The following is an 18,590-nucleotide window of genomic DNA, read 5'->3' as shown; positions in this document are numbered from 1 at the left end:
CAATATGGTTCGAATTTTTATCGTCATAGTAGTGTTTTGCTACAGTCTAAATAGTACTGCCCAATTCGATTATAGCCAAAGAGAGACTATCAATGATTATAATGCTGTGGAATTTTACGAACATGGAGATATAGATGGGAACGGAACTATAGACCAAGTTGTAGGTCAATCTCCATTTTGTGATTACACTACATATGAAATCTATTGGGCCTCAAATCTGGGGGAAGGTATTTTTGGAAAGAAACAAAGTATATATCAGTTTCAATCTGGATTTTACGATACTGCCCAGTTAAAAGCGCTTCAAATACATGATTTTGATAATGACGGGGACCAAGATTTTATTACGGTCAATTCCTATCATAAAGAAAATGTCCCCCCAAATTTTGATGCAGATTATTATGTGATTAATTTTTTTAGAAGCAACGGAAACGGAACTTTTGAAAGTCCCGTAGAAATTTTTAGTTATGATTATTATTTTGAATCAAGATCATATAATGACATGGTTGTCTTTGATATTGATCAGGATTCTGATCTTGATATTTTAATTTCTGTTTATAATAGAATTTACCGAATCAATAATATTGGAAATGGCAATTTTTCTGTTGTAAATCCTTCGCAATTCACCGGTATGGAATCTGTGAATCTCGAAATAGCAGATTTCAATAATGATGGTTATACAGATGTAGTGATGAACTCTGATCAGCAAAGTGGTGGAGAATGGATTTTACGCCTTTTAAAAAATGTTAATGGATCTTTGGAGGGAGGAAGTCCGATGTATAAACATCCCATTGTTTCACGCGGTTATATGCAAATCATGGATGTGGATGGAGATGGCTTTATGGATGTATTGGTAAATAATAGTCCGAATAATTTGAGAAGACCCTTTGTATACCTTAATAATGGAAGTTCTGATTTTTACAATCTTTTTGGTTCAAGGACCGATTTGATTTTCACCAATGCAATTCCGGATCTAAACAATCAATATTTTATTTCAGATTTGGATGGAGATGGAGACGACGATATTCTCTGTAGCGCAACTGATAACTTTTTTCCGGAATCAACTAGAAAGCTTATTAATAACGGAAATTTAAATTTTACACAAGTTCCTTTAATTGAAGGTTACACCCAATCGATTCCGTTTTCCGGTAATAATATTTTTCAGGATTTTGACAATGACGGTTTTGCTGATATATTTCACGTGGCCTCTGCTAAATTATGGCTTAAAAATGAGGGCAGCAGTAATTATTCTATTGGTAATATTATAAATCCATCGGGGTTTTATGGTGTAAACCCTAATAATTTTTCCAAACAAAACTTTAGGGATGTTGATGGAGATGGAGACAAAGATATTATTGCAAATTCGGGCGGAAGGATGTTTTATAACGAAAATGATGGCAGCGGTAATTTTGTTTCAACATCATTATTTTCAAAAACATTTATCTCTTACCAACATAAAATTGCTGACCTAAATAATGATGGTATTTTAGATATTGTACATAATGCCAACAATCATTTACTGGTTACAATGAGATATGCGAACGGTTCCGAAGTTACTTCTGAAATTAGTGAATACGTTGAAGATGTCCTCACCTTTGATTATGATAACGATGGCGATATTGATATAGCCACTACAAGTAATGATGTTATATGGATCAATGACGGAAATGGAGTTTTTGTAGAAAATGAATTTCAATCCTACATGGTATTTTCTAATTATGAATATGAGGATATAAACAATGACAATTTTGTTGATTTCCTATCAATACAGTCCGGTAATCTTTACTTAAACTTAAGTACAGGTCCCTATCAATATAGCCCGTATTTAATTCTTGAAAATGTCAACCAATCACCAATATGCCAAAAATTCACTGACTATAATCTGGACGGGAAGAAGGATATTATCTATACGAACTATAATGGTACCACAAATGAGGCAGATATTTATATTCAATATTATTTGGGAGGGGTTGATTTTTCCAATCCCGAAATTATTACTTCTTTCACTTCTATATATGGCGAAAATATATTTTTTGAAGATTTAAATCAGGATTCATTAATGGATCTTTTAGTTACCTCTGAAAATTATGGAAATCTTGAATTTGTAAAATATATGATTCAAGACGAATCTGGAAATTTTTCTCCTCTGGAAACAATATTCCTAATTAACGAAACTTGCGCTACGGGAATTGAACCTATTCCAGTATTTGAAGATTTAAATAATGACATGATTAAAGAACTTGTAGTCGTAAATTTTCAAGGAATGTTCTTATTGCAAAATAATTTTGATATAAACCCATTAACTCAGGATTATGATGAGGATGGAGTTTTTAATGTAGACGAAGATTTAAATAATAACGGAAACCCCGATGACGACGACACCGACGGCGATGGCATTCCGAATTATTTAGACACCGATGACGACGGCGACACAGTTGAAACAATTGACGAAATCACGGGAATAGGCGCTGGGGTTGCACCTGGTTATATTTATATCGATACTGATGGTGACAACATTGAAAACTATTTAGATAATGATGATGATGGCGACGGCACATTGACAATCGATGAAGATTACAACAACAACGGATCGCCCATAGATGATGATACAAACGCCAACGGAATTCCAGACTTTTTGGATGATGAGGTTTCCCTTGCGGTAAATTTCTTAACTTTTGAAGATTTGCACATTTTCCCAAACCCAACCTCGGAAAGCTTTACCATTCAAGCGACGAAATTGAATTCGGAAGTAACAATTTCTCTGTATGACATTCAAGGGAAATTATTACGTACCGAAAAAATGCTTCCTCAAAACGGAAGGATAACAATGGAAATTTCTTCGTTTGAACAAGGTATATATCTCATAAAAATTTCTTCGGAAGGAAATTCAGTAGTAAAAAAGCTCATAAAAAATTAACCTGCAGCCTAAGAGCAAAAAGCAAAAGCTTAATGCCTACAGCCTACAGCCTATAGCCTACAGCCTAAATCATAAACCTTTCTAAAAAGCTTCCCGCAACCGGGGAGCTTTTTTAATTTTAAATAACTAAAACAACCACCATGAAAAAACTAATTATGGCAATCAGTTTTCTAATTGCCCTTTCCGCCTGTAAAAACGATAAAAAAGAAAATCCAGAAAACCTGAACGTCGCGCCCAGCGTTAAGGTTGAGGAAGCAGATTCTTCAGAAATCTCCAACATTAATATTACAAAAGATGAAGAGAAAACGAAGGAATTTCCCGCGCCACTGCAATCAGTTTTCGCTACCCATGGTGGCTTGGCACATTGGAAAGCAATGAATAACCTCTGTTTTGAAATGAAAGGAAGAAATGGTAGGGAAACACACACCATCTCATTGCCTGATAGAAAAACAAAAATTGAATCCAAGGATTGGTCGATAGGTTATGACGGCAAAGGCGTGTGGCTTTTGAAACACGAATTGGGTTATCAGGGTGATCCAAAGTTTTACCATAATCTCATATTTTATTTTTATGCGATGCCTTTTATCATTTCCGACCCCGGAACAAATTATGAAGCCTTGGGACCCACGGAATTGGATGGGAAAATGTATAATGGCTATAAAGTTTCATACAATCAAGGGGTGGGTACTTCGCCGGATGATGAATACAAGCTTTATTTCGATCCGAACACCAACAAAATGGCTTGGTTGTCATACACCGTTACATTTAGTGACCAAAAGAAAAATGAGGACTGGCATTATATAAAATATGATAAGTGGCAAGAGGTAAATGGCCTTTTGCTTCCGGAGAAATTAGTTTGGTACAATGTTGAAAAAGGCAAACCGAAGGGAAAGGAGATGGATATTAAGTTTGAAAAAGTAACTACGACTGAAACAATGTTGGATGGTTCAGTTTTCAAAAAACCCGCGGAAGCGGAATATGTGCAATAGTACTAAGTAAGGAGTATTGAATATAAAATATTAAATAATTAGTATTCAAACTTCTATAGACTCACAAATTCACAGATTCACTATTTCAAAGCGGTCTGTCTTCAAAATAGTTTACAACTAGGGCCACCATATAATCATAACTCATGATTCCCCGGCTTTGGTTGTTTGCTTTTAGGAAATTATCCCAAAACACTTTTGAAAAATTCTCAAAAGGATTTTGATACTCATCCCAGAAATCGCGCATTTCCTTATAACTTTCCAAAATTCCAGGATTTATCTGCGTTAATAGCGCCTCATATGTCCCCTCATCGCGACGAGCCACTTCATTAATCAAATACCGAAGCGTGAAAATATATCCCGCATATTGCATATACAGGTCGTCATTGTGCAGCGTGGATAGCGTGGCTATAAAATTAGCCTCATTTTCGGCCGCATATCCAATTTGATGCGCCTCTTCATGACATGCCACAACTGGAAATTTGTACGTTTTCATTAAATCATTTACCTGTGCCTCTCCTGAAAATGGATTCAGATAACCGCTATATCCCATATAAGTCAACCCAAGACTCCATCCACTTTTTTTGATGCTCCGTGGTGAATATGCCAACTGTGGAAATTCTCTTTCCAAATTTTCATATCCGTTTAAGGTTTTTTGGAACATTTCTTTTTGGCTATATGGCAGTTCCACTTTTATACTATCTGCAAAACCCAATTCACGGTGTAGGGCATTACTTTTTTCTATAAACCTATTTGTGGTTTCCAATAGTTGCTCGGTAGTATAATCACTCTCCAACTGAAGGGATTGGTGCAATGGCAGTCGGTAATAGTTAAAGCCCCAAAGCACATGAAACATAAAATAAACAACTGAAACCGCTGCAAAAATTTCAACAACAAAGCCTACTTGATCATTTTGCCACAACCTGGGCACATTTTTATAGAGCCATCGAATGGCTACAATAGTTATAAGCAAATAAAAAAGATCGCCCACGGAAAATGGAACCCATCCAAACACATAACGGAATATTTTTGAAATCCACGGATAGATGCCGAGACTGTAATATTTCTCTACAAACGCCGGAAAAAATTTTAAAACTTGAAGTGCTATTATCTGCACAATTAGAAACAATGCGAGGAAGGCCGAGGTTCGTTTTAGCATAATCCAAACTTACGAAGGAAATCTTTTGCAACATAATTTTTATAGCGAATGAAAAAAGGTAATTTTGTGAAAATGTGGCCGCGAATACACCAATGATTTTACGTTTTCAAAGTATGCGGAAGAAATATTAAAAACAGATTAGTGGTGAATTCGTAGCAGAGAAATTTAGACAAAAATTTGTGTAACCCTAAATATATTCCTGCAATTGCGGGAAAGAAATTATGAATGAAGAAATAAGAAACCTAGAGCCCAAAGTACTTTGGAATAAATTCGCAGATTTAAATGCCGTGCCCCGACCTTCAAAAAAAGAAGAGCGTGTAATTAACTTTATGAAGGATTTCGGAAAAAATCTTGGTCTCGAAACCCTTGAAGACGAAGTGGGCAACGTGATAATTCGAAAGCCAGCCACGAATGGTTTTGAAGATCGAAAAATGGTTGTATTGCAAAGCCATCTGGATATGGTTCACCAAAAAAACAATGACACCAATTTTAACTTTGATACCCAAGGCATCGAAATGTATGTAGAGGGTGATTGGGTGCGCGCAAAGGGCACGACCCTTGGAGCAGACAATGGTTTGGGTGTTGCAACAATTATGGCAATTCTTGAAAGCAATGAAATTGAACATCCGGCTATTGAAGCGCTTTTCACCATTGATGAGGAAACGGGAATGACGGGCGCCAAAGGTTTGAAGGGCGGTTTGCTGAAAGGCGACATCCTGTTAAATCTCGATACCGAAGAAGATGACGAAATAGGCGTAGGCTGCGCTGGCGGAGTAGATGTTACCGCATCCGGAACGTATAACGAAATAGAGGCTCCCGCAAGTTCAACTGGTTATGTCATTAAACTGAAAGGTTTGAACGGCGGCCACAGCGGAATGGATATCATTAAAGGTCTTGGCAATGCCAACAAATTGATGAACCGTTTGCTTTTCGCCACAAAAGATTTTATGCAACTGGCACAGCTGGAGGGTGGAAGTCTTCGCAATGCCATTCCTCGCGAAAGTGTGGCGGATGTGGTGGTTTCTTCCGAAGAAAAATTTCTTTCTGAATTTGAAAGTATGAAAAAAGCTATCATTTCAGAATACAAAACGTTGGAATCCAACCTGTCCATCACTGCGGAAAAAAGCAGTGAAAAATTTTTGAAAGTAATGGGCAAGGAAGCGCAAATAAATTTTTTGAACGCCATGAATGCTGCACACAATGGCGTTTACCGTATGAGTCCGGATATTGATGATTTGGTGGAAACTTCGAACAATATTGCCAAGGTTTCGGTTGCAGATGGAAAAATAAAAATTGAATGCTTAACCCGTAGCTCTGTGGAATCATCAAAAGATGTTTTGGCCAATGCACTTACATCGGTTTTTGAGCTTGCCGGATATGAAGTGAAACTTGCGGGCGATTATCCGGGTTGGGCACCAAATATGGACAGCCCCATTTTGAAGGTATTAGATGGTCTGTACCAAAAAATGAACGGTGAAAAAGCAAACGTAGCCGCGTGTCACGCTGGACTTGAGTGTGGAATTTTAGGGCAGAATTACCCGGAAATGGATATGATTTCGTTCGGACCTACTATTAAAGGAGCTCACTCTCCGGATGAACGCGCAAGTATCTCTTCCGCCCAAAAATACTGGGATTTTGTACTTGAAATTTTGAAGAACATTCCGAAAAAATAGATTCAAGAATCACCTTCGATTCACCATCTGAACCAAGCCTGATTCTTGAAGAACGGGAAGTTTATTTCTTTAAAAACCTGTCGTGTTTCGCAGTAGTGGCGTTTCGTGATTCCAAAAAAAAAGAGGAGCCAATTTAAAATCTGGCTCCTCTTTTTGTATTTCAATAATTTATTATTTTACGATATCAACAATTTCCAAATTAAAAATCAGTTCAGAATCTGGAGGGATTACCCCTGGAATTCCTCTTTTTCCATATGCTAAATGTGCTGGAATAAAGATAGTAGCCTTGTCGCCAACCTTCATCTTCAATAAACCTTCGCGGAAACCGGGTATTAGCTGCGCCTCGGTGCTATAGTCTGTAGGTACCGGCGTATATTGTCCGGCGGCTTTTCGCATTTCGTCAACCATTTCGAATCTTTCAGCATTTGATAAGATATTTGAGTCAAACATATGTCCATCGGTTAAATATCCTGCGTAGTTCATTAAAATTTTATCGCCCTGTTTTGGTTGCGCGCCGGTTCCTTTTTCTGTAAAGAATATTTTCACGCCTGAGGGTAATGAATCTGCCTTAGTACGAATGGCATTTAGCTCTTCCAATTGTTGGGAGGCTACTTTATTTATGCGCTCTTCTTTTTCTTTCTTTTCCTTTTCAAGTTTCGCCATTTCCTCAGTGAAATAAGGAACTTTTACTTTTCCTTTATTTATGATATTTACACTTTGGATTGTAACGGGTTCTTTTGGCTTGTCGCCAGGTTTCTCGGTTTCCACGTTTCCGATGGAGTCAACAACCTCTTGGCCAATTACTATTTCTCCAAAAACTGTATGCCTTCCATCCAACCAAGGCGTTTCTTTTAAAGTAATGAAGAATTGACTGCCATTTGTGCCGGGGCCTGAATTTGCCATTGCCAACAGACCTTTTTTGTTGAAACGGATAGTGTCTGTAATCTCATCGGGGAATGCATAGCCGGGACTTCCGGTGCCATCACCTTTTGGATCGCCACCTTGGATCATAAAATCTTTGATCACGCGGTGAAAGCTTAAGCCATCATAAAAACGTTTTCCTTTATAAAGGGAATCAACCATTCCGTTAGTACCTTCAGCGAGTGCTACAAAATTTGAAACGGTAAGCGGGGCGCTTTCGTTTTTAAGTTTTGCAACGAAGGTTCCTTTATTGGTAATGAATTCGGCATAAACGCCATCCTTCAAATCGGGATATTTTTCCTGACAGGACGCAAATGCAAGGGTTAGGGATAAAAATAAAAAAGTTAGTTTCTTCATGGGTGTAAATTTAATTTTTAGTTTGATTGTTCAATTGAATGCAGCGTTACAGTGCTCTGCACCGGTATGTTGGAGCCAAGTTTGTCTTCAATCCCATAATAGCCAAACGCTTTATAGGATGGAAAAAGAAAGGTTACTGTTTCGCCTTCCTTCATAAGTTTTATGCCCTCGCGCACGCCCGATATTAAATCTTGGTTGCTTTGGTCAACTTTATAATGTTGAAGTCCATTTTCTTTTTCGGAAAGAATTAAACTGCCGTTTAGGTCCTTTATATCATAGGTAAATTTTACTACATCACCCAAGTCTGGCATTTCGGAGTTTGCCGTGTCGCGTTTGTTATAGAAATACCAAAATCCATTTTCGGAAGAAATATAGTTGTGGGAGGAATCTTGTGCTATAATTTTACTAATGACCTTTTTTTCCTCATCATATATTTTCTTGTTGCGAACTGCAGATTCCTTAATAAAAGTGCCTGACCGGGTCTGCACGGGCGACCGGGCCTCCGGGCCTTTACAGGAAGTAATAATGAATGAAAAAAGTAAAAAATAAATCAGCTTACGAAGCATCAGTGAGTTCATTTTTATAACGGGGCAAGATACTAATAAATTCGTTTACGGTTTTGGAAAGATCTTGAGAACTTTTTCCGCCTGCTGCGTTAATGTGGCCACCGCCACTGTAATGGTTTCGGGCAAAATCGTTCACCGAAAAATATCCCTTGCTCCTCAACGAAATTTTCACAATATTTTCTTGCTTATTTTCTATAAAAATTGCGGCAAAAATTATTCCTTTTACCGACAGGGCATAATTCACAAAGCCTTCGGTATCTCCTTTTTTAAAATTGTGCTCGTCCAGTTCCTTTTGGGTAAGGGTAATATAGGCCGTGCAGAATTCTGCCAGGATTACCAAATTATTTAAGGCCACACCAAGCAGTTTCATTCGCTCTGGACTGTTTGTGTCATAAACATTTTGGTTAATGATGGCACTTTCTGCTCCCGCTTCAATCAATCTTGCCGCAACCCTATGTGTGGTAGGGCTGGTTGAGGAAAAACGGAATGATCCAGTATCCGTCATTATACCGGTGTAAAGATTAATGGCAATTTCCTTCGAAAGATTTTCACCTTGTCCTAATGCCTCAATAAAATGAAAAACCATTTCAGAAGTAGAGCTCATTTTCACGTCACTATAAGTGGCCAAGGCGTACGTGGCAGGTTGTTGATGATGGTCAATCATAACGAATTTTGCAGTACAGTTTTCTAGGATTCCTTGCATTTCCCCAACTCTGTCCAAACAATTGAAATCTAAAGTAAAAACCAAATCCGCATCCTGAATTAGGCCCGTGCTCTTTTCTCTTTCTCTTTCATGGATCACGATGCCTTCAACTCCGGGAAGCCATTTCAAAAAATCGGGAAATTCATTCGGCATAATCACAGTTATGGTATGGCCCATGTCTTTCAGAAAAAAAGAAAGTCCCAAACACGAACCAATTGCGTCGCCATCAGGATTTTTGTGGCCTACGATCACTATTTTCTGCGGGGAAGCTAGCAGCTTTTTAACAATCTCGGTAGTCTCTAAATTCATAAGCGGCGAAGATACGAAAAGCCCCGTACCCCCAAAAGGGGAATTTTGATATTGAATCCGGGAGCTGGAAGCTAGAATTTTCTTAAAATAATAAACATTCAACTTTTATTTCACCCTGAGCGCAGGCTAAGCGGTGAATATAAAAGATTCCTTGCAATTGAATATTTAAATAGTATTTTTGCCGAAATTTTAAAAAACACAATGAGAACAGACAGAACATTCACAATGTTAAAGCCAGATGCGGTTGAAAAAGGACACATAGGCGCCATTCTTGAAAAAATAAACGCTTCCGGTTTTAGAATCGTAGCGATGAAACTTACCCACATGACCACGCAGGATGCGCAGGCATTTTATGCAGTGCACAGTGAGCGCCCATTTTACGGCGAATTGGTGGAATATATGACCCGCGGCCCAATAGTTGCGGCAATTCTTGAAAAGGAAAATGCTGTGGAAGACTTCCGTACTTTGATTGGTGCTACCAATCCAGCAGACGCTGCCGAGGGTACCATTCGCAAATTATATGCAGCTTCCATTGGCGAAAACGCCGTGCACGGAAGTGATAGCGATGAGAACGCAGCCATTGAAGGTGCTTTTCATTTTGCGGGACGCGATATGTTTTAAGCATTCACAAAATATTTTTTACTGAAAACGCCTTCCCATTTGGAAGGCGTTTTTTTATATAGTGTAGTTATTAGCGAAGAATCAATTTATTGATCAATTCCTTCCCTAATTCCTCGTTCAACAATTTTATTATTTTTTCCTTTCCATAACTCAATTCCTCGCGCAAGACAGAAGATGAAAGCTGTACATATAAAGTATCGCGGTCCAATTTTATATCGGTAGTGTATTTTGAAATGGCAACGCCCATAACTGTATTCCACGCTTCCTTTGCATTCACTATGTCCAGACCTTTTTCTAATCTATTCGCACCAATAAATTCCTTTAAAGCATCGCCAATTGATATGTTTTCTGCGTTTCTTTTTGCCATTGTTGTTTGATCTTTACTATTTAAACTCTAATTTTTTGAATTTTGAATAGGTGTAAATTTTGTTGTCCCGATTAATCACGGTTAAGGTACTGTCCTTTGCTTCAATCACGGTTTCTTTCCATTCGTCAAATTGGGTTTTGTAATAGATGCGTAAACTATCATTCTCAATTTTCAATGTGAAATAATCTGAAATGCCATTTGTTATAAAAGTACCGTCAAATTTCGGAGTGACTTTGGTTCGCGTACCGCTGTCGCCTTTTGTTTCAATAAAATCCACGATCGTATTTATATTGAATTGCTTTTTTTCGCCATTTGGCATTTTCACACTTTTTATTTCCCAATAGCCGTTGAGGTTTTGTTTTTGTGCCTCGGGGTTAGGTTTTTCGCAACTTGTGAAAAATAGGATAATGATTGATAATACAAATGTAAACCTCATAATTTTAGATTTATTTTAGCGGCTTTTCCCCTTTGGGGGTTAGGGGGCCAACGGAAACATTTTATAGGTCTGATGCACTTTTTTAATCACTTCCTCAGTACGCTCTGCGTGCGTATCGCTTATAAATAGTTGCCCAAAATTTTCATTGTCAACCAACGAAATTAAATGCTCCACTCGCGTTTCGTCCAATTTATCAAAAATATCATCCAATAGCAAAATCGGGTTTGTTTTAGAATGGTTTTTAATGAAATCAAACTGCGCCAATTTTAACGCAATGAGATATGATTTCTGCTGTCCCTGCGATCCAAATTTTTTGATGGGATGTCCATCAATCCCAAAAACCAAATCGTCTTTATGGATCCCGAAATTGGTGTATTGCGTAATTTTATCTTTCGTAAAATTCTGTTGAAGCAGCGTCAGCAAATCATTTTCCTGCAATTGGCTTTCGTAAACTAAATTGATGCTTTCATTTCCACTGCTGATGGATTTGTATCGATTCAAAAAAATAGGCAGAAATTCTTCCAAAAATGCAGTTCGCTTCCCAAAGATTGAAGTGCCAAAATTGTGAAGTTGTTCGTTGTAAATATCAATCGTATCCTGGCTAAAAGTGTTGTTCGCCGCAAAATATTTCAGCAAACTATTGCGCTGCGCCAGCACTTTATTGTATTTAATGAGCGTGTTCAAATAATTGGGGTCGCCCTGCGAAATCACGCCGTCAATAAATTTTCTGCGGGTTTCGCTGCCTTCAATAATCAAATCCCGATCTGCGGGCGAAATGATTACGAGTGGTAAAAACCCAATGTGTTCACTGAATTTTTCGTAAGTCTTACCATTTCGTTTTATGATTTTTTTCTGTCCTTTTTTCGCACTCACCACAATTTTTTCGGGCGTCTCCTTTCTTTCGTAAAAACCTTCCACCACAAAAAATTCCTCGTCGTGTTTAATATTCTGTGTAGTGATGGGATTGAAATAACTTTTCCCAAAGGAAAGGTGATAAATAGCATCAAGTATATTTGTCTTCCCCACACCGTTGTTTCCCACAAAACAATTTATTTTTGGGTCGAACTCAAAGGTTTCGGCTTCAAAATTTTTATAGTTGAGTAACGACAGTTTTTGTAATATCATAAAAATGAATAAGTTGTGCTTCGGTATTTTTTCCGAAAAGGAAGAATAACTGCTTTGCAAATTATTAAAAAATAAGAAATATTAATCCTTTTAAATTCCATTAAAAATTTTATTTTTGCGCCATTCCCGCGAAGGCGGGAATCTTAATAATTAGAAGTAACAATATGGCAACGTACAACAAACGCGGAGGCAAACCAAAAACAAAAGCTGAAAAGGAAACGCAGCTTGAAGAAAACAGTACAACGGCAGAAGTATTCAACACGCTGGATCAGGGCGCATCGCGCACCGAGGCTTGGGTAGAGAAAAACCAAAAGGCAATCTTAGGCTTTATTGGGGTTGTGGCTGTGCTTGTTTTGGGATATTTTGCTTACGACCAATATGTAAAAGCTCCAAAAGAAGCGGAGGCAATGAACGAAATGTTCCAGGCCCAGAATTATTGGGAACAGGCGTTAACAGCCCCTGCAAAGGATTCGCTTTACAATCTTTCCCTGCAAGGCGGTGAAGGTAAATATGGGTTTATCGATATTATCGAAAATTACGGCGGTACCAATGCTGCCAATCTTGCGCATTACTATGCGGGAATGGCCTATTTGAACACGGGCAAATATCAGCAAGCTATTGAACAGTTGGATAAATTCAGCAGCGATGACGATGTGTTGGCACCGTTAACGAAAGGCGCTATTGGCGATGCTTTTGCACAATTGGGCCAAAATGAGGATGCGTTGAAATATTATGAGGAAGCTGCAAAGATGCGAACTAACGATTTCACAACGCCACGTTTTCTTTTGAAGGCCGGTATTGCCGCAATGTCATTGAACCAAAACGACAAGGCATTGTCGCATTTCAAAAAAATAGCTGACGATTATCCCAAATCACAAGAAGCCACGAAAGCCGAAATTTATACCGGCCGGGCGGAAGCAATGAACCAATAAATGGCTACAGCAAATACAAATTTATCGGCTTACGATAAAAACACAATCCCAAACGCGAAGGACTTTCGGTTTGGGATTGTTGTTTCAGAGTGGAATCACGAAATTACTGAAGGTATGTTCCAAGGCGCTTTTGATGCATTGAAAGATTGTGGCGCCATCAATGAAAATATCGTCCGTTGGAACGTTCCCGGCAGTTTTGAACTTATTTACGGCTGCAAAAGGATGGTCGAAAGTTACGATATGCTTGATGCCGTAATTGCAATAGGTAGCGTAATTCAAGGCGAAACAAAACACTTCGACTACGTTTGCGAAGCCGTCGCGCAGGGCATAAAGGATTTAAATGTAACAGGTAATATTCCCATAATTTTCTGCGTACTTACCGACAATAATATGCAACAAGCCATCGACCGTAGTGGTGGAAAGCACGGCAACAAAGGAACGGAAGCCGCAATTGCCGCGATTAAAATGGCGCAGCTGAGGAAAGACTCACGATTTTAGATTTACGATTTACAATTTACAATTGTAGATTTATTTAAATCACTGACCACTGACCACTGATCACTGACCACTGACCACTGACCACTGACCACTGACCACTGACCACTGACCACTCGAGATCACCACTGCCATCGGCAACTGAATACTAATACTTCAGAAACACGGCATCATAATTGTTCAAAACCTCTTCGGAATTACTTTTAGAAAACATACTATTTTCAGTAACTTTGAGGCACGACAGTTATGGGATTAATTAGCAAAAGAAAAAACAAAAAATACAGTTACAAACCCCGCCATTATGAATTTGATGGAGACGGAAGCCCTTTTGCGATGGGGCATAAATTCGATCAATTCCGAACCACGGTTGGCGAAAACAAAGGGTTAAAGGGAAAGTTTAAAACCGCTATGGCAGATTTAAAGAAATCTGATAAAAATGCAAATCTGCGGTTGCTTGTGATTATTGCTTTGTTGGTTCTCGTTTTTCTTTTTATCATCGGATTCGATTTATCTATTTTCTACGCATAATTTTAATGGCAGACATTATTCAGTTATTACCGGATCACGTTGCGAACCAAATTGCGGCTGGTGAAGTCGTGCAGCGACCGGCTTCGGTAGTGAAGGAATTACTTGAAAACGCCATCGATGCCAAGGCAACTTCCGTTACACTTGTTATAAAAGACGCCGGAAAAACCCTCGTCCAGGTTACAGACAATGGAATAGGAATGAGCGTCACCGATGCGCGGATCAGTTTTGAACGCCACGCAACCTCCAAAATTAAATCGGCTGAAGATCTTTTTAATCTGCACACGAAAGGTTTCCGTGGAGAAGCTTTGGCATCGATTGCTGCCATTGCACACGTTGAGCTAAAAACCAAAAACGAAGATTCTGAAATTGGTACGCACCTTACCATTGAAGGCAGCAAGGTAATTTCCCAAGAGCCCGCTGTTGTTCCAAAAGGGACAACTATTTCAGTAAAAAACCTTTTTTATAATATTCCCGCGCGGCGAAATTTCCTAAAAAGCAATCCCGTGGAAACCCGCCATATTATTGACGAATTCCACCGTGTGGCTTTGGCGCATCCCAATGTTGCGTTTCAAATGCTTCACAATGGCAGCGATGTTTTTAATCTTCCGTCTTCAAATTCCCGGCAACGTATTGTAAACATCTTCGGAAGCAAAACCAATGAAAAGTTGGTGCCCGTAAGCGAGGAGACCGAAATTTTAAAAATCAACGGTTTTGTTTTAAAACCGGAATTCGGCAAAAAGAGCAGGGGAGAACAGTTCTTCTTTGTGAATGACCGCTTTATAAAAAGTGCATATTTGCACCACGCCGTTGCTTCAGCTTTTGAGGGCTTGGTTAAAAACGATATTCATCCGGGCTATTTTCTCTTTTTGGAAGTGGATCCGCATTCCATTGACATCAATATCCATCCCACAAAAACAGAGATAAAGTTCGACGATGAGCATTCCATTTATGCAATGCTTCGAGCAACCGTGAAGCATAGTTTGGGACAGTTCAATATTGCGCCCATACTTGATTTTGAAAGGGACAAAGGTTTTGATACGCCGTACGATTACAGTAAAAAACAGCCCACCGCACCATCCATTGAAGTGGACCGCGATTTCAATCCTTTTCGTGAAAAAGCGAAACAGGGAAATATCAATTTTCCATTTAAAAGAGAGCAATCCCAGTCGTGGGAATCGCTTTATGTTGGTTTAAAGGATGATGCTCCAGCAATTTCAAGTTTAGGCGATATTGAGTTTGAAAGCGAGGAGGTAACTGGAAATCTTTTTGAAAATCCCGAAACCGAAACCGGGCAAATTTCCTTTCAAATTCAGAATAAATATATTGTGAGTCCGCTGAAAAACGGGATGATGGTAATCCATCAAAACCTTGCACACCAAAGGGTTCTTTACGAAGAATTGTTGAAAAACATTACCGTAAAGGAAGCTGTAAGCCAGCAATTGTTGTTTCCGCTGCAACTTCATTTTTCAAAACCTGATGTGGAAATTATTGAAAAGATACGCGAGCAATTGGAACATACGGGTTTCATTTTTTCACAACTAAAAGACGAAACCATCGAGATTAGCGGAATTCCTGTACTGATATTGGAAAGTCATGTTGTAAATTTGCTCAGCCAGTTGGTGCACGACATAAAAGAGGAAGTGCCCGAGAGCGGTTTCAGCCAAAATGATATGCTGGCAAAATCCATGGCGGCAAGTATGGCAATAAAAACGGGAATTTCATTGGGCAAAGAGGAAAGGGAACATTTAATAAACCAACTTTTTGCTTGCAAAGAGCCATCCGTTAGCCCGACCAACAAACCAGTTTTCACAATTCTTGAGGTGAATGATTTGGATAAAAAATTTATGTAAATGGGAAGAATAACCGACACTGTAAAATTTCTATTAATACTGAATGTGATCTTTTATATCGGATCCTTCGTTATCGGGGATCTTTCGATAAAATTGTTTGCGCTTTATTATTTTGAGAATCCTAATTTTCAATATTGGCAGCCGGTCACGCATATGTTTATGCACGATCCTTCGTCCATATTCCATATTCTGTTTAATATGTATGCGCTGTGGGCCTTTGGCTCGCCATTGGAAATGCGGTGGGGACAAAAGAAATTTCTGTTCTTCTACTTTTCCGCCGGTTTGGGTGCAGCTATAATCCATACTTTGGTCAACTATTGGCAAATCCACAGCGTGATGGACTCATTGATTGCGGGTGGCTGGAGCCCGAGCGAGGTTATGAGCTATCTTTCGGGGGGCAATGGCGGCAGTACGGCAGTGTTGGAAAGTGTTTCAATGGAACGAATCCAAAACATGGCCCAATCCTATAATGGGGTTGCTCTTGGCGCTTCGGGCGCGGTTTACGGTATTTTGGTTGCCTTCGGAATAATGTTCCCGAATATTGAATTGATGCTAATTTTTCTGCCAATTCCTATAAAGGCGAAATATTTTATCCCCGGCATTATTTTGTTGGATTTAATTTTTGGAATTACCGGAACGGCCACGGGCATAGCCCATTTCGCCCACATTGGCGGCGCCCTCTTTGGTTTTATTATGGCGTGGTACTGGAAAAAGAACAGTTTTGACAATCATCGCTGGAATTGATGGCAGCCAATAATCTTACATATCAATACAAAACGGCAAACGTAATGGTGAAGCTCATCGTCATTAACGCTGTGTTGTTTTTATTGGTGAGCTTAGGCTCGTTTTTCTTCAGCGTTAGCAATGTTTATTTAACGCGATGGTTTGTGCTGACAGATGATTTTTACACAATTTTAATCCATCCGTGGTCGCTGATTACGTATAGTTTTCTACATTTTGGCTTCTTTCATATTTTGTTCAATATGCTTTGGCTTTATTGGTTTGGGCAGTTTGTATTGAACCTTTTTACCGAAAAACGATTGCTCACCGTTTATTTACTCGGAGCTCTTTTTGGCGGATTGCTCTTTGTACTTTCCTATAGTTTTTTTCCTGTTTTCGCTGAAAGTCGGGGCTATTTAATCGGTGCTTCCGGTGCAGTAACGGCGTTGATGGTTTTTATCGCGACGTACACCCCAAATACCGAAGTCCGTATTTTCACTTTCACCATAAAACTTTGGCACATTGCCCTGTTTCTTTTTCTTTTGGATTTGGTTAGAATTCCCTCCTCCGGAAATGCAGGCGGCTTGATGGCGCATGTGGGCGGGGCTGTTTTCGGTTTTATTTACGCCACCCAACTCGCAAAGGGAAACGACATTGGCAAATGGTTTGAAAATTTTATGGATTGGGTTGCCAATCTTTTTAAGCCCAGCAAAAAAAAGCCATTCAAAAAAGTACATCGCACAACACAACCCACGGCCCAACGTTCTAAACCCAAGGAAGCAAAATCTGACCACCAAAAAAAAGTGGACGGTATTTTGGACAAAATAGGAAAGAGCGGCTACGAAAGCCTTACCAAAGAAGAAAAGGATTTTCTGTTTAAGGCCGGCAAAGACGACTAATGCGAAAAAGGCGAGTATTCAATAATTTTATTTATTGGTGCAATTTAGTTGCAGCCTTCCTTTTATTGCTTTCTTTCATCCTGCCTTATTTGCCGCCAAAAACCTTCCCAACCCTCTCGTTGTTGAGTTTAGTGGTTTCGTTACTGATAATCGTTAACATCATTTTCGCCATTTACTGGGCGGTACAGTTGCGCCGCAGGTTCTTTATTTCGTTCACGGTACTTTTTATTTCCTATTTCTATTTCAACGTTTTTTATGAAATGTCTTCCGAAGCAGATGCATCACCCTATAAAAATACCTTGAGCGTCCTTTCCTATAATGTCCGTCTTTTCAATGCTTACGAAGAAAATCCCAAAACCGATGCGGCCCAAACAATCGCGGAAATATTGGTTGAAGAAAATCCCGATGTAGTTTGCGTTCAGGAATATTATAAACCTAACAATATCGATTTTTCAACTTATCCTTATCAATACATTCATTTCAAATCGGAAAAAGCAAAATTGGGACACGCCATTTTTTCAAAATATCCAATAATCAATAAAGGCGGTTTCGATTTTGAGGATACTTACAACAACACACTGTATGCCGATGTTTTAAAGGGAAAGGATACCCTGCGCGTTTACAGCGTCCATTTGCAGTCGTTGGGAATTTTGCCGCGGGTAAGCTATCTGCAGGAAAGCGATAACGATAAACTCAGGAAACGGATCTCCACCGCTTTTGAAAAGCAACAGCGCCAAGTGGAGGCAATTTTGGCACACAAACATAAAATTAAATATCGCGTGATTATCTGCGGCGATTTCAACAATACGCCATTTTCATACAGCTACAGAAGGTTGAAGGACGGAATGAAAGATGCTTTCCGCGAGCGCGGCAACGGTTTGGGCACTACTTTTAAATTTGATAAATACCCTATGCGGATAGATTATATTTTTGCATCGGAAGGACTAGACGTACTTTCATTTGACACAATGAAGAAAACCTTTTCAGACCATTACGCCGTCCGCGCTACTGTGGGCTGGTAGGGGCCGC

Annotated in this window: 18 protein-coding genes; 11 read left to right on the top strand and 7 right to left on the bottom strand. The window is 39.1% G+C overall.

Features of this window, described 5'->3' with window-relative positions:
* Window positions 1-4 precede the first annotated feature (4 nt).
* Window positions 5-2,914 (top strand): T9SS type A sorting domain-containing protein, encoded by a 2,910-nt coding sequence (locus QRD02_RS05495; protein ID WP_290253915.1) that lies wholly within the window; start codon window positions 5-7, stop codon window positions 2,912-2,914.
* A 140-nt stretch (window positions 2,915-3,054) separates the two neighbouring features.
* Window positions 3,055-3,903 carry a DUF6503 family protein gene (locus tag QRD02_RS05490; protein ID WP_290253914.1) on the top strand — a complete coding sequence of 283 codons (849 nt, stop codon included), beginning with the start codon at window positions 3,055-3,057 and terminating at the stop codon, window positions 3,901-3,903.
* 85 nt (window positions 3,904-3,988) lie between these two features.
* Here QRD02_RS05490 and QRD02_RS05485 read toward each other — a convergent pair whose 3' ends face one another.
* Entirely contained in the window at window positions 3,989-5,059 is a 1,071-nt protein-coding gene (locus tag QRD02_RS05485) for a DUF3810 domain-containing protein (RefSeq protein WP_290253913.1), read from the bottom strand.
* A gap of 221 nt (window positions 5,060-5,280) precedes the next feature.
* Between QRD02_RS05485 and QRD02_RS05480 the strand changes: the two genes are divergently transcribed.
* On the top strand, window positions 5,281-6,732 hold the full coding sequence (locus tag QRD02_RS05480) for an aminoacyl-histidine dipeptidase (RefSeq protein WP_290253912.1): 1,452 nt from the start codon (window positions 5,281-5,283) through the stop codon (window positions 6,730-6,732).
* 171 nt (window positions 6,733-6,903) lie between these two features.
* Here the strand turns inward: QRD02_RS05480 and QRD02_RS05475 are convergent, their stop codons facing one another.
* The 3 genes from QRD02_RS05475 to QRD02_RS05465 are packed head-to-tail and all read right to left on the bottom strand — an operon-like array spanning window position 6,904 to window position 9,588.
* Window positions 6,904-8,010, bottom strand: a complete 1,107-nt coding sequence (locus QRD02_RS05475; RefSeq protein ID WP_290253911.1) for a peptidylprolyl isomerase — start codon at window positions 8,008-8,010, stop codon at window positions 6,904-6,906.
* 17 nt (window positions 8,011-8,027) lie between these two features.
* Complete coding sequence (gene gldI, locus QRD02_RS05470) at window positions 8,028-8,588, bottom strand: gliding motility-associated peptidyl-prolyl isomerase GldI (protein ID WP_290253910.1); 561 nt, start codon at window positions 8,586-8,588, stop codon at window positions 8,028-8,030.
* Entirely contained in the window at window positions 8,566-9,588 is a 1,023-nt protein-coding gene (locus QRD02_RS05465; protein WP_290253909.1) for a DHH family phosphoesterase, read from the bottom strand. Before QRD02_RS05465 ends, gldI begins: the two co-directional genes overlap by 23 nt.
* Window positions 9,589-9,789: 201 nt before the next feature.
* Between QRD02_RS05465 and QRD02_RS05460 the strand changes: the two genes are divergently transcribed.
* Window positions 9,790-10,209, top strand: a complete 420-nt coding sequence (locus tag QRD02_RS05460; RefSeq protein WP_290253908.1) for a nucleoside-diphosphate kinase — start codon at window positions 9,790-9,792, stop codon at window positions 10,207-10,209.
* A 70-nt stretch (window positions 10,210-10,279) separates the two neighbouring features.
* On the opposite strand, the gene QRD02_RS05455 is transcribed toward QRD02_RS05460, so the two are convergent.
* The 3 genes from QRD02_RS05455 to recF are packed head-to-tail and all read right to left on the bottom strand — an operon-like array spanning window position 10,280 to window position 12,137.
* A complete protein-coding gene (locus QRD02_RS05455) occupies window positions 10,280-10,576 on the bottom strand; it encodes a DciA family protein (protein ID WP_290253907.1) in 297 nt (98 codons plus the stop codon).
* A gap of 16 nt (window positions 10,577-10,592) precedes the next feature.
* Window positions 10,593-11,012 carry a lipocalin-like domain-containing protein gene (locus QRD02_RS05450; protein ID WP_290253906.1) on the bottom strand — a complete coding sequence of 140 codons (420 nt, stop codon included), beginning with the start codon at window positions 11,010-11,012 and terminating at the stop codon, window positions 10,593-10,595.
* Window positions 11,013-11,051: 39 nt separating this feature from the next.
* The gene (gene recF / locus QRD02_RS05445; RefSeq protein WP_290253905.1) at window positions 11,052-12,137 is read right to left on the bottom strand and encodes a DNA replication/repair protein RecF; all 1,086 of its coding nucleotides are present in this window, start codon (window positions 12,135-12,137) and stop codon (window positions 11,052-11,054) included.
* A gap of 164 nt (window positions 12,138-12,301) precedes the next feature.
* Between recF and QRD02_RS05440 the strand changes: the two genes are divergently transcribed.
* The 7 genes from QRD02_RS05440 to QRD02_RS05410 all read left to right on the top strand — a co-directional run bounded on the left by QRD02_RS05440 (window position 12,302) and on the right by QRD02_RS05410 (window position 18,583).
* Window positions 12,302-13,069, top strand: coding sequence for a tetratricopeptide repeat protein (locus QRD02_RS05440; RefSeq protein WP_290253904.1), 768 nt, complete (start codon window positions 12,302-12,304; stop codon window positions 13,067-13,069).
* The gene (gene ribH / locus QRD02_RS05435) at window positions 13,070-13,567 is read left to right on the top strand and encodes a 6,7-dimethyl-8-ribityllumazine synthase (RefSeq protein ID WP_290253903.1); all 498 of its coding nucleotides are present in this window, start codon (window positions 13,070-13,072) and stop codon (window positions 13,565-13,567) included.
* 243 nt (window positions 13,568-13,810) lie between these two features.
* Window positions 13,811-14,092 (top strand): riboflavin synthase subunit beta, encoded by a 282-nt coding sequence (locus QRD02_RS05430; protein WP_290253902.1) that lies wholly within the window; start codon window positions 13,811-13,813, stop codon window positions 14,090-14,092.
* A 5-nt stretch (window positions 14,093-14,097) separates the two neighbouring features.
* The gene (gene mutL, locus QRD02_RS05425) at window positions 14,098-15,942 is read left to right on the top strand and encodes a DNA mismatch repair endonuclease MutL (RefSeq protein WP_290253901.1); all 1,845 of its coding nucleotides are present in this window, start codon (window positions 14,098-14,100) and stop codon (window positions 15,940-15,942) included.
* Window positions 15,943-16,686 (top strand): rhomboid family intramembrane serine protease, encoded by a 744-nt coding sequence (locus QRD02_RS05420; protein WP_290253900.1) that lies wholly within the window; start codon window positions 15,943-15,945, stop codon window positions 16,684-16,686.
* Window positions 16,686-17,561, top strand: a complete 876-nt coding sequence (locus tag QRD02_RS05415) for a rhomboid family intramembrane serine protease (RefSeq protein WP_290253899.1) — start codon at window positions 16,686-16,688, stop codon at window positions 17,559-17,561. Before QRD02_RS05420 ends, QRD02_RS05415 begins: the two co-directional genes overlap by 1 nt.
* Window positions 17,561-18,583: an endonuclease/exonuclease/phosphatase family protein gene (locus QRD02_RS05410; RefSeq protein ID WP_290253898.1), complete on the top strand. Its 1,023-nt coding sequence runs from the start codon at window positions 17,561-17,563 to the stop codon at window positions 18,581-18,583. The genes QRD02_RS05415 and QRD02_RS05410 overlap by 1 nt, the downstream gene beginning before the upstream one ends.
* Window positions 18,584-18,590 lie beyond the last annotated feature (7 nt).

The organism is Aequorivita aurantiaca, assembly GCF_030410135.1.
Taxonomy (GTDB): domain Bacteria; phylum Bacteroidota; class Bacteroidia; order Flavobacteriales; family Flavobacteriaceae; genus Aequorivita; species Aequorivita aurantiaca.
Note: the sequence above shows the minus strand (reverse complement) of the source record. Positions and strands in the feature narration are given on the sequence as shown.

Bases quoted from the DNA above. Each gene is read 5' to 3' on its own strand.
- QRD02_RS05495 (WP_290253915.1), top strand. From the start codon at position 5: ATGGTTCGAATTTTTATCGTCATAGTAGTGTTTTGCTACAGTCTAAAT.
- QRD02_RS05490 (WP_290253914.1), top strand. From the start codon at position 3,055: ATGAAAAAACTAATTATGGCAATCAGTTTTCTAATTGCCCTTTCCGCC.
- QRD02_RS05485 (WP_290253913.1), bottom strand. From the start codon at position 5,059: ATGCTAAAACGAACCTCGGCCTTCCTCGCATTGTTTCTAATTGTGCAG.
- QRD02_RS05480 (WP_290253912.1), top strand. From the start codon at position 5,281: ATGAATGAAGAAATAAGAAACCTAGAGCCCAAAGTACTTTGGAATAAA.
- QRD02_RS05475 (WP_290253911.1), bottom strand. From the start codon at position 8,010: ATGAAGAAACTAACTTTTTTATTTTTATCCCTAACCCTTGCATTTGCG.
- gldI (WP_290253910.1), bottom strand. From the start codon at position 8,588: ATGAACTCACTGATGCTTCGTAAGCTGATTTATTTTTTACTTTTTTCA.
- QRD02_RS05465 (WP_290253909.1), bottom strand. From the start codon at position 9,588: ATGAATTTAGAGACTACCGAGATTGTTAAAAAGCTGCTAGCTTCCCCG.
- QRD02_RS05460 (WP_290253908.1), top strand. From the start codon at position 9,790: ATGAGAACAGACAGAACATTCACAATGTTAAAGCCAGATGCGGTTGAA.
- QRD02_RS05455 (WP_290253907.1), bottom strand. From the start codon at position 10,576: ATGGCAAAAAGAAACGCAGAAAACATATCAATTGGCGATGCTTTAAAG.
- QRD02_RS05450 (WP_290253906.1), bottom strand. From the start codon at position 11,012: ATGAGGTTTACATTTGTATTATCAATCATTATCCTATTTTTCACAAGT.
- recF (WP_290253905.1), bottom strand. From the start codon at position 12,137: ATGATATTACAAAAACTGTCGTTACTCAACTATAAAAATTTTGAAGCC.
- QRD02_RS05440 (WP_290253904.1), top strand. From the start codon at position 12,302: ATGGCAACGTACAACAAACGCGGAGGCAAACCAAAAACAAAAGCTGAA.
- ribH (WP_290253903.1), top strand. From the start codon at position 13,070: ATGGCTACAGCAAATACAAATTTATCGGCTTACGATAAAAACACAATC.
- QRD02_RS05430 (WP_290253902.1), top strand. From the start codon at position 13,811: ATGGGATTAATTAGCAAAAGAAAAAACAAAAAATACAGTTACAAACCC.
- mutL (WP_290253901.1), top strand. From the start codon at position 14,098: ATGGCAGACATTATTCAGTTATTACCGGATCACGTTGCGAACCAAATT.
- QRD02_RS05420 (WP_290253900.1), top strand. From the start codon at position 15,943: ATGGGAAGAATAACCGACACTGTAAAATTTCTATTAATACTGAATGTG.
- QRD02_RS05415 (WP_290253899.1), top strand. From the start codon at position 16,686: ATGGCAGCCAATAATCTTACATATCAATACAAAACGGCAAACGTAATG.
- QRD02_RS05410 (WP_290253898.1), top strand. From the start codon at position 17,561: ATGCGAAAAAGGCGAGTATTCAATAATTTTATTTATTGGTGCAATTTA.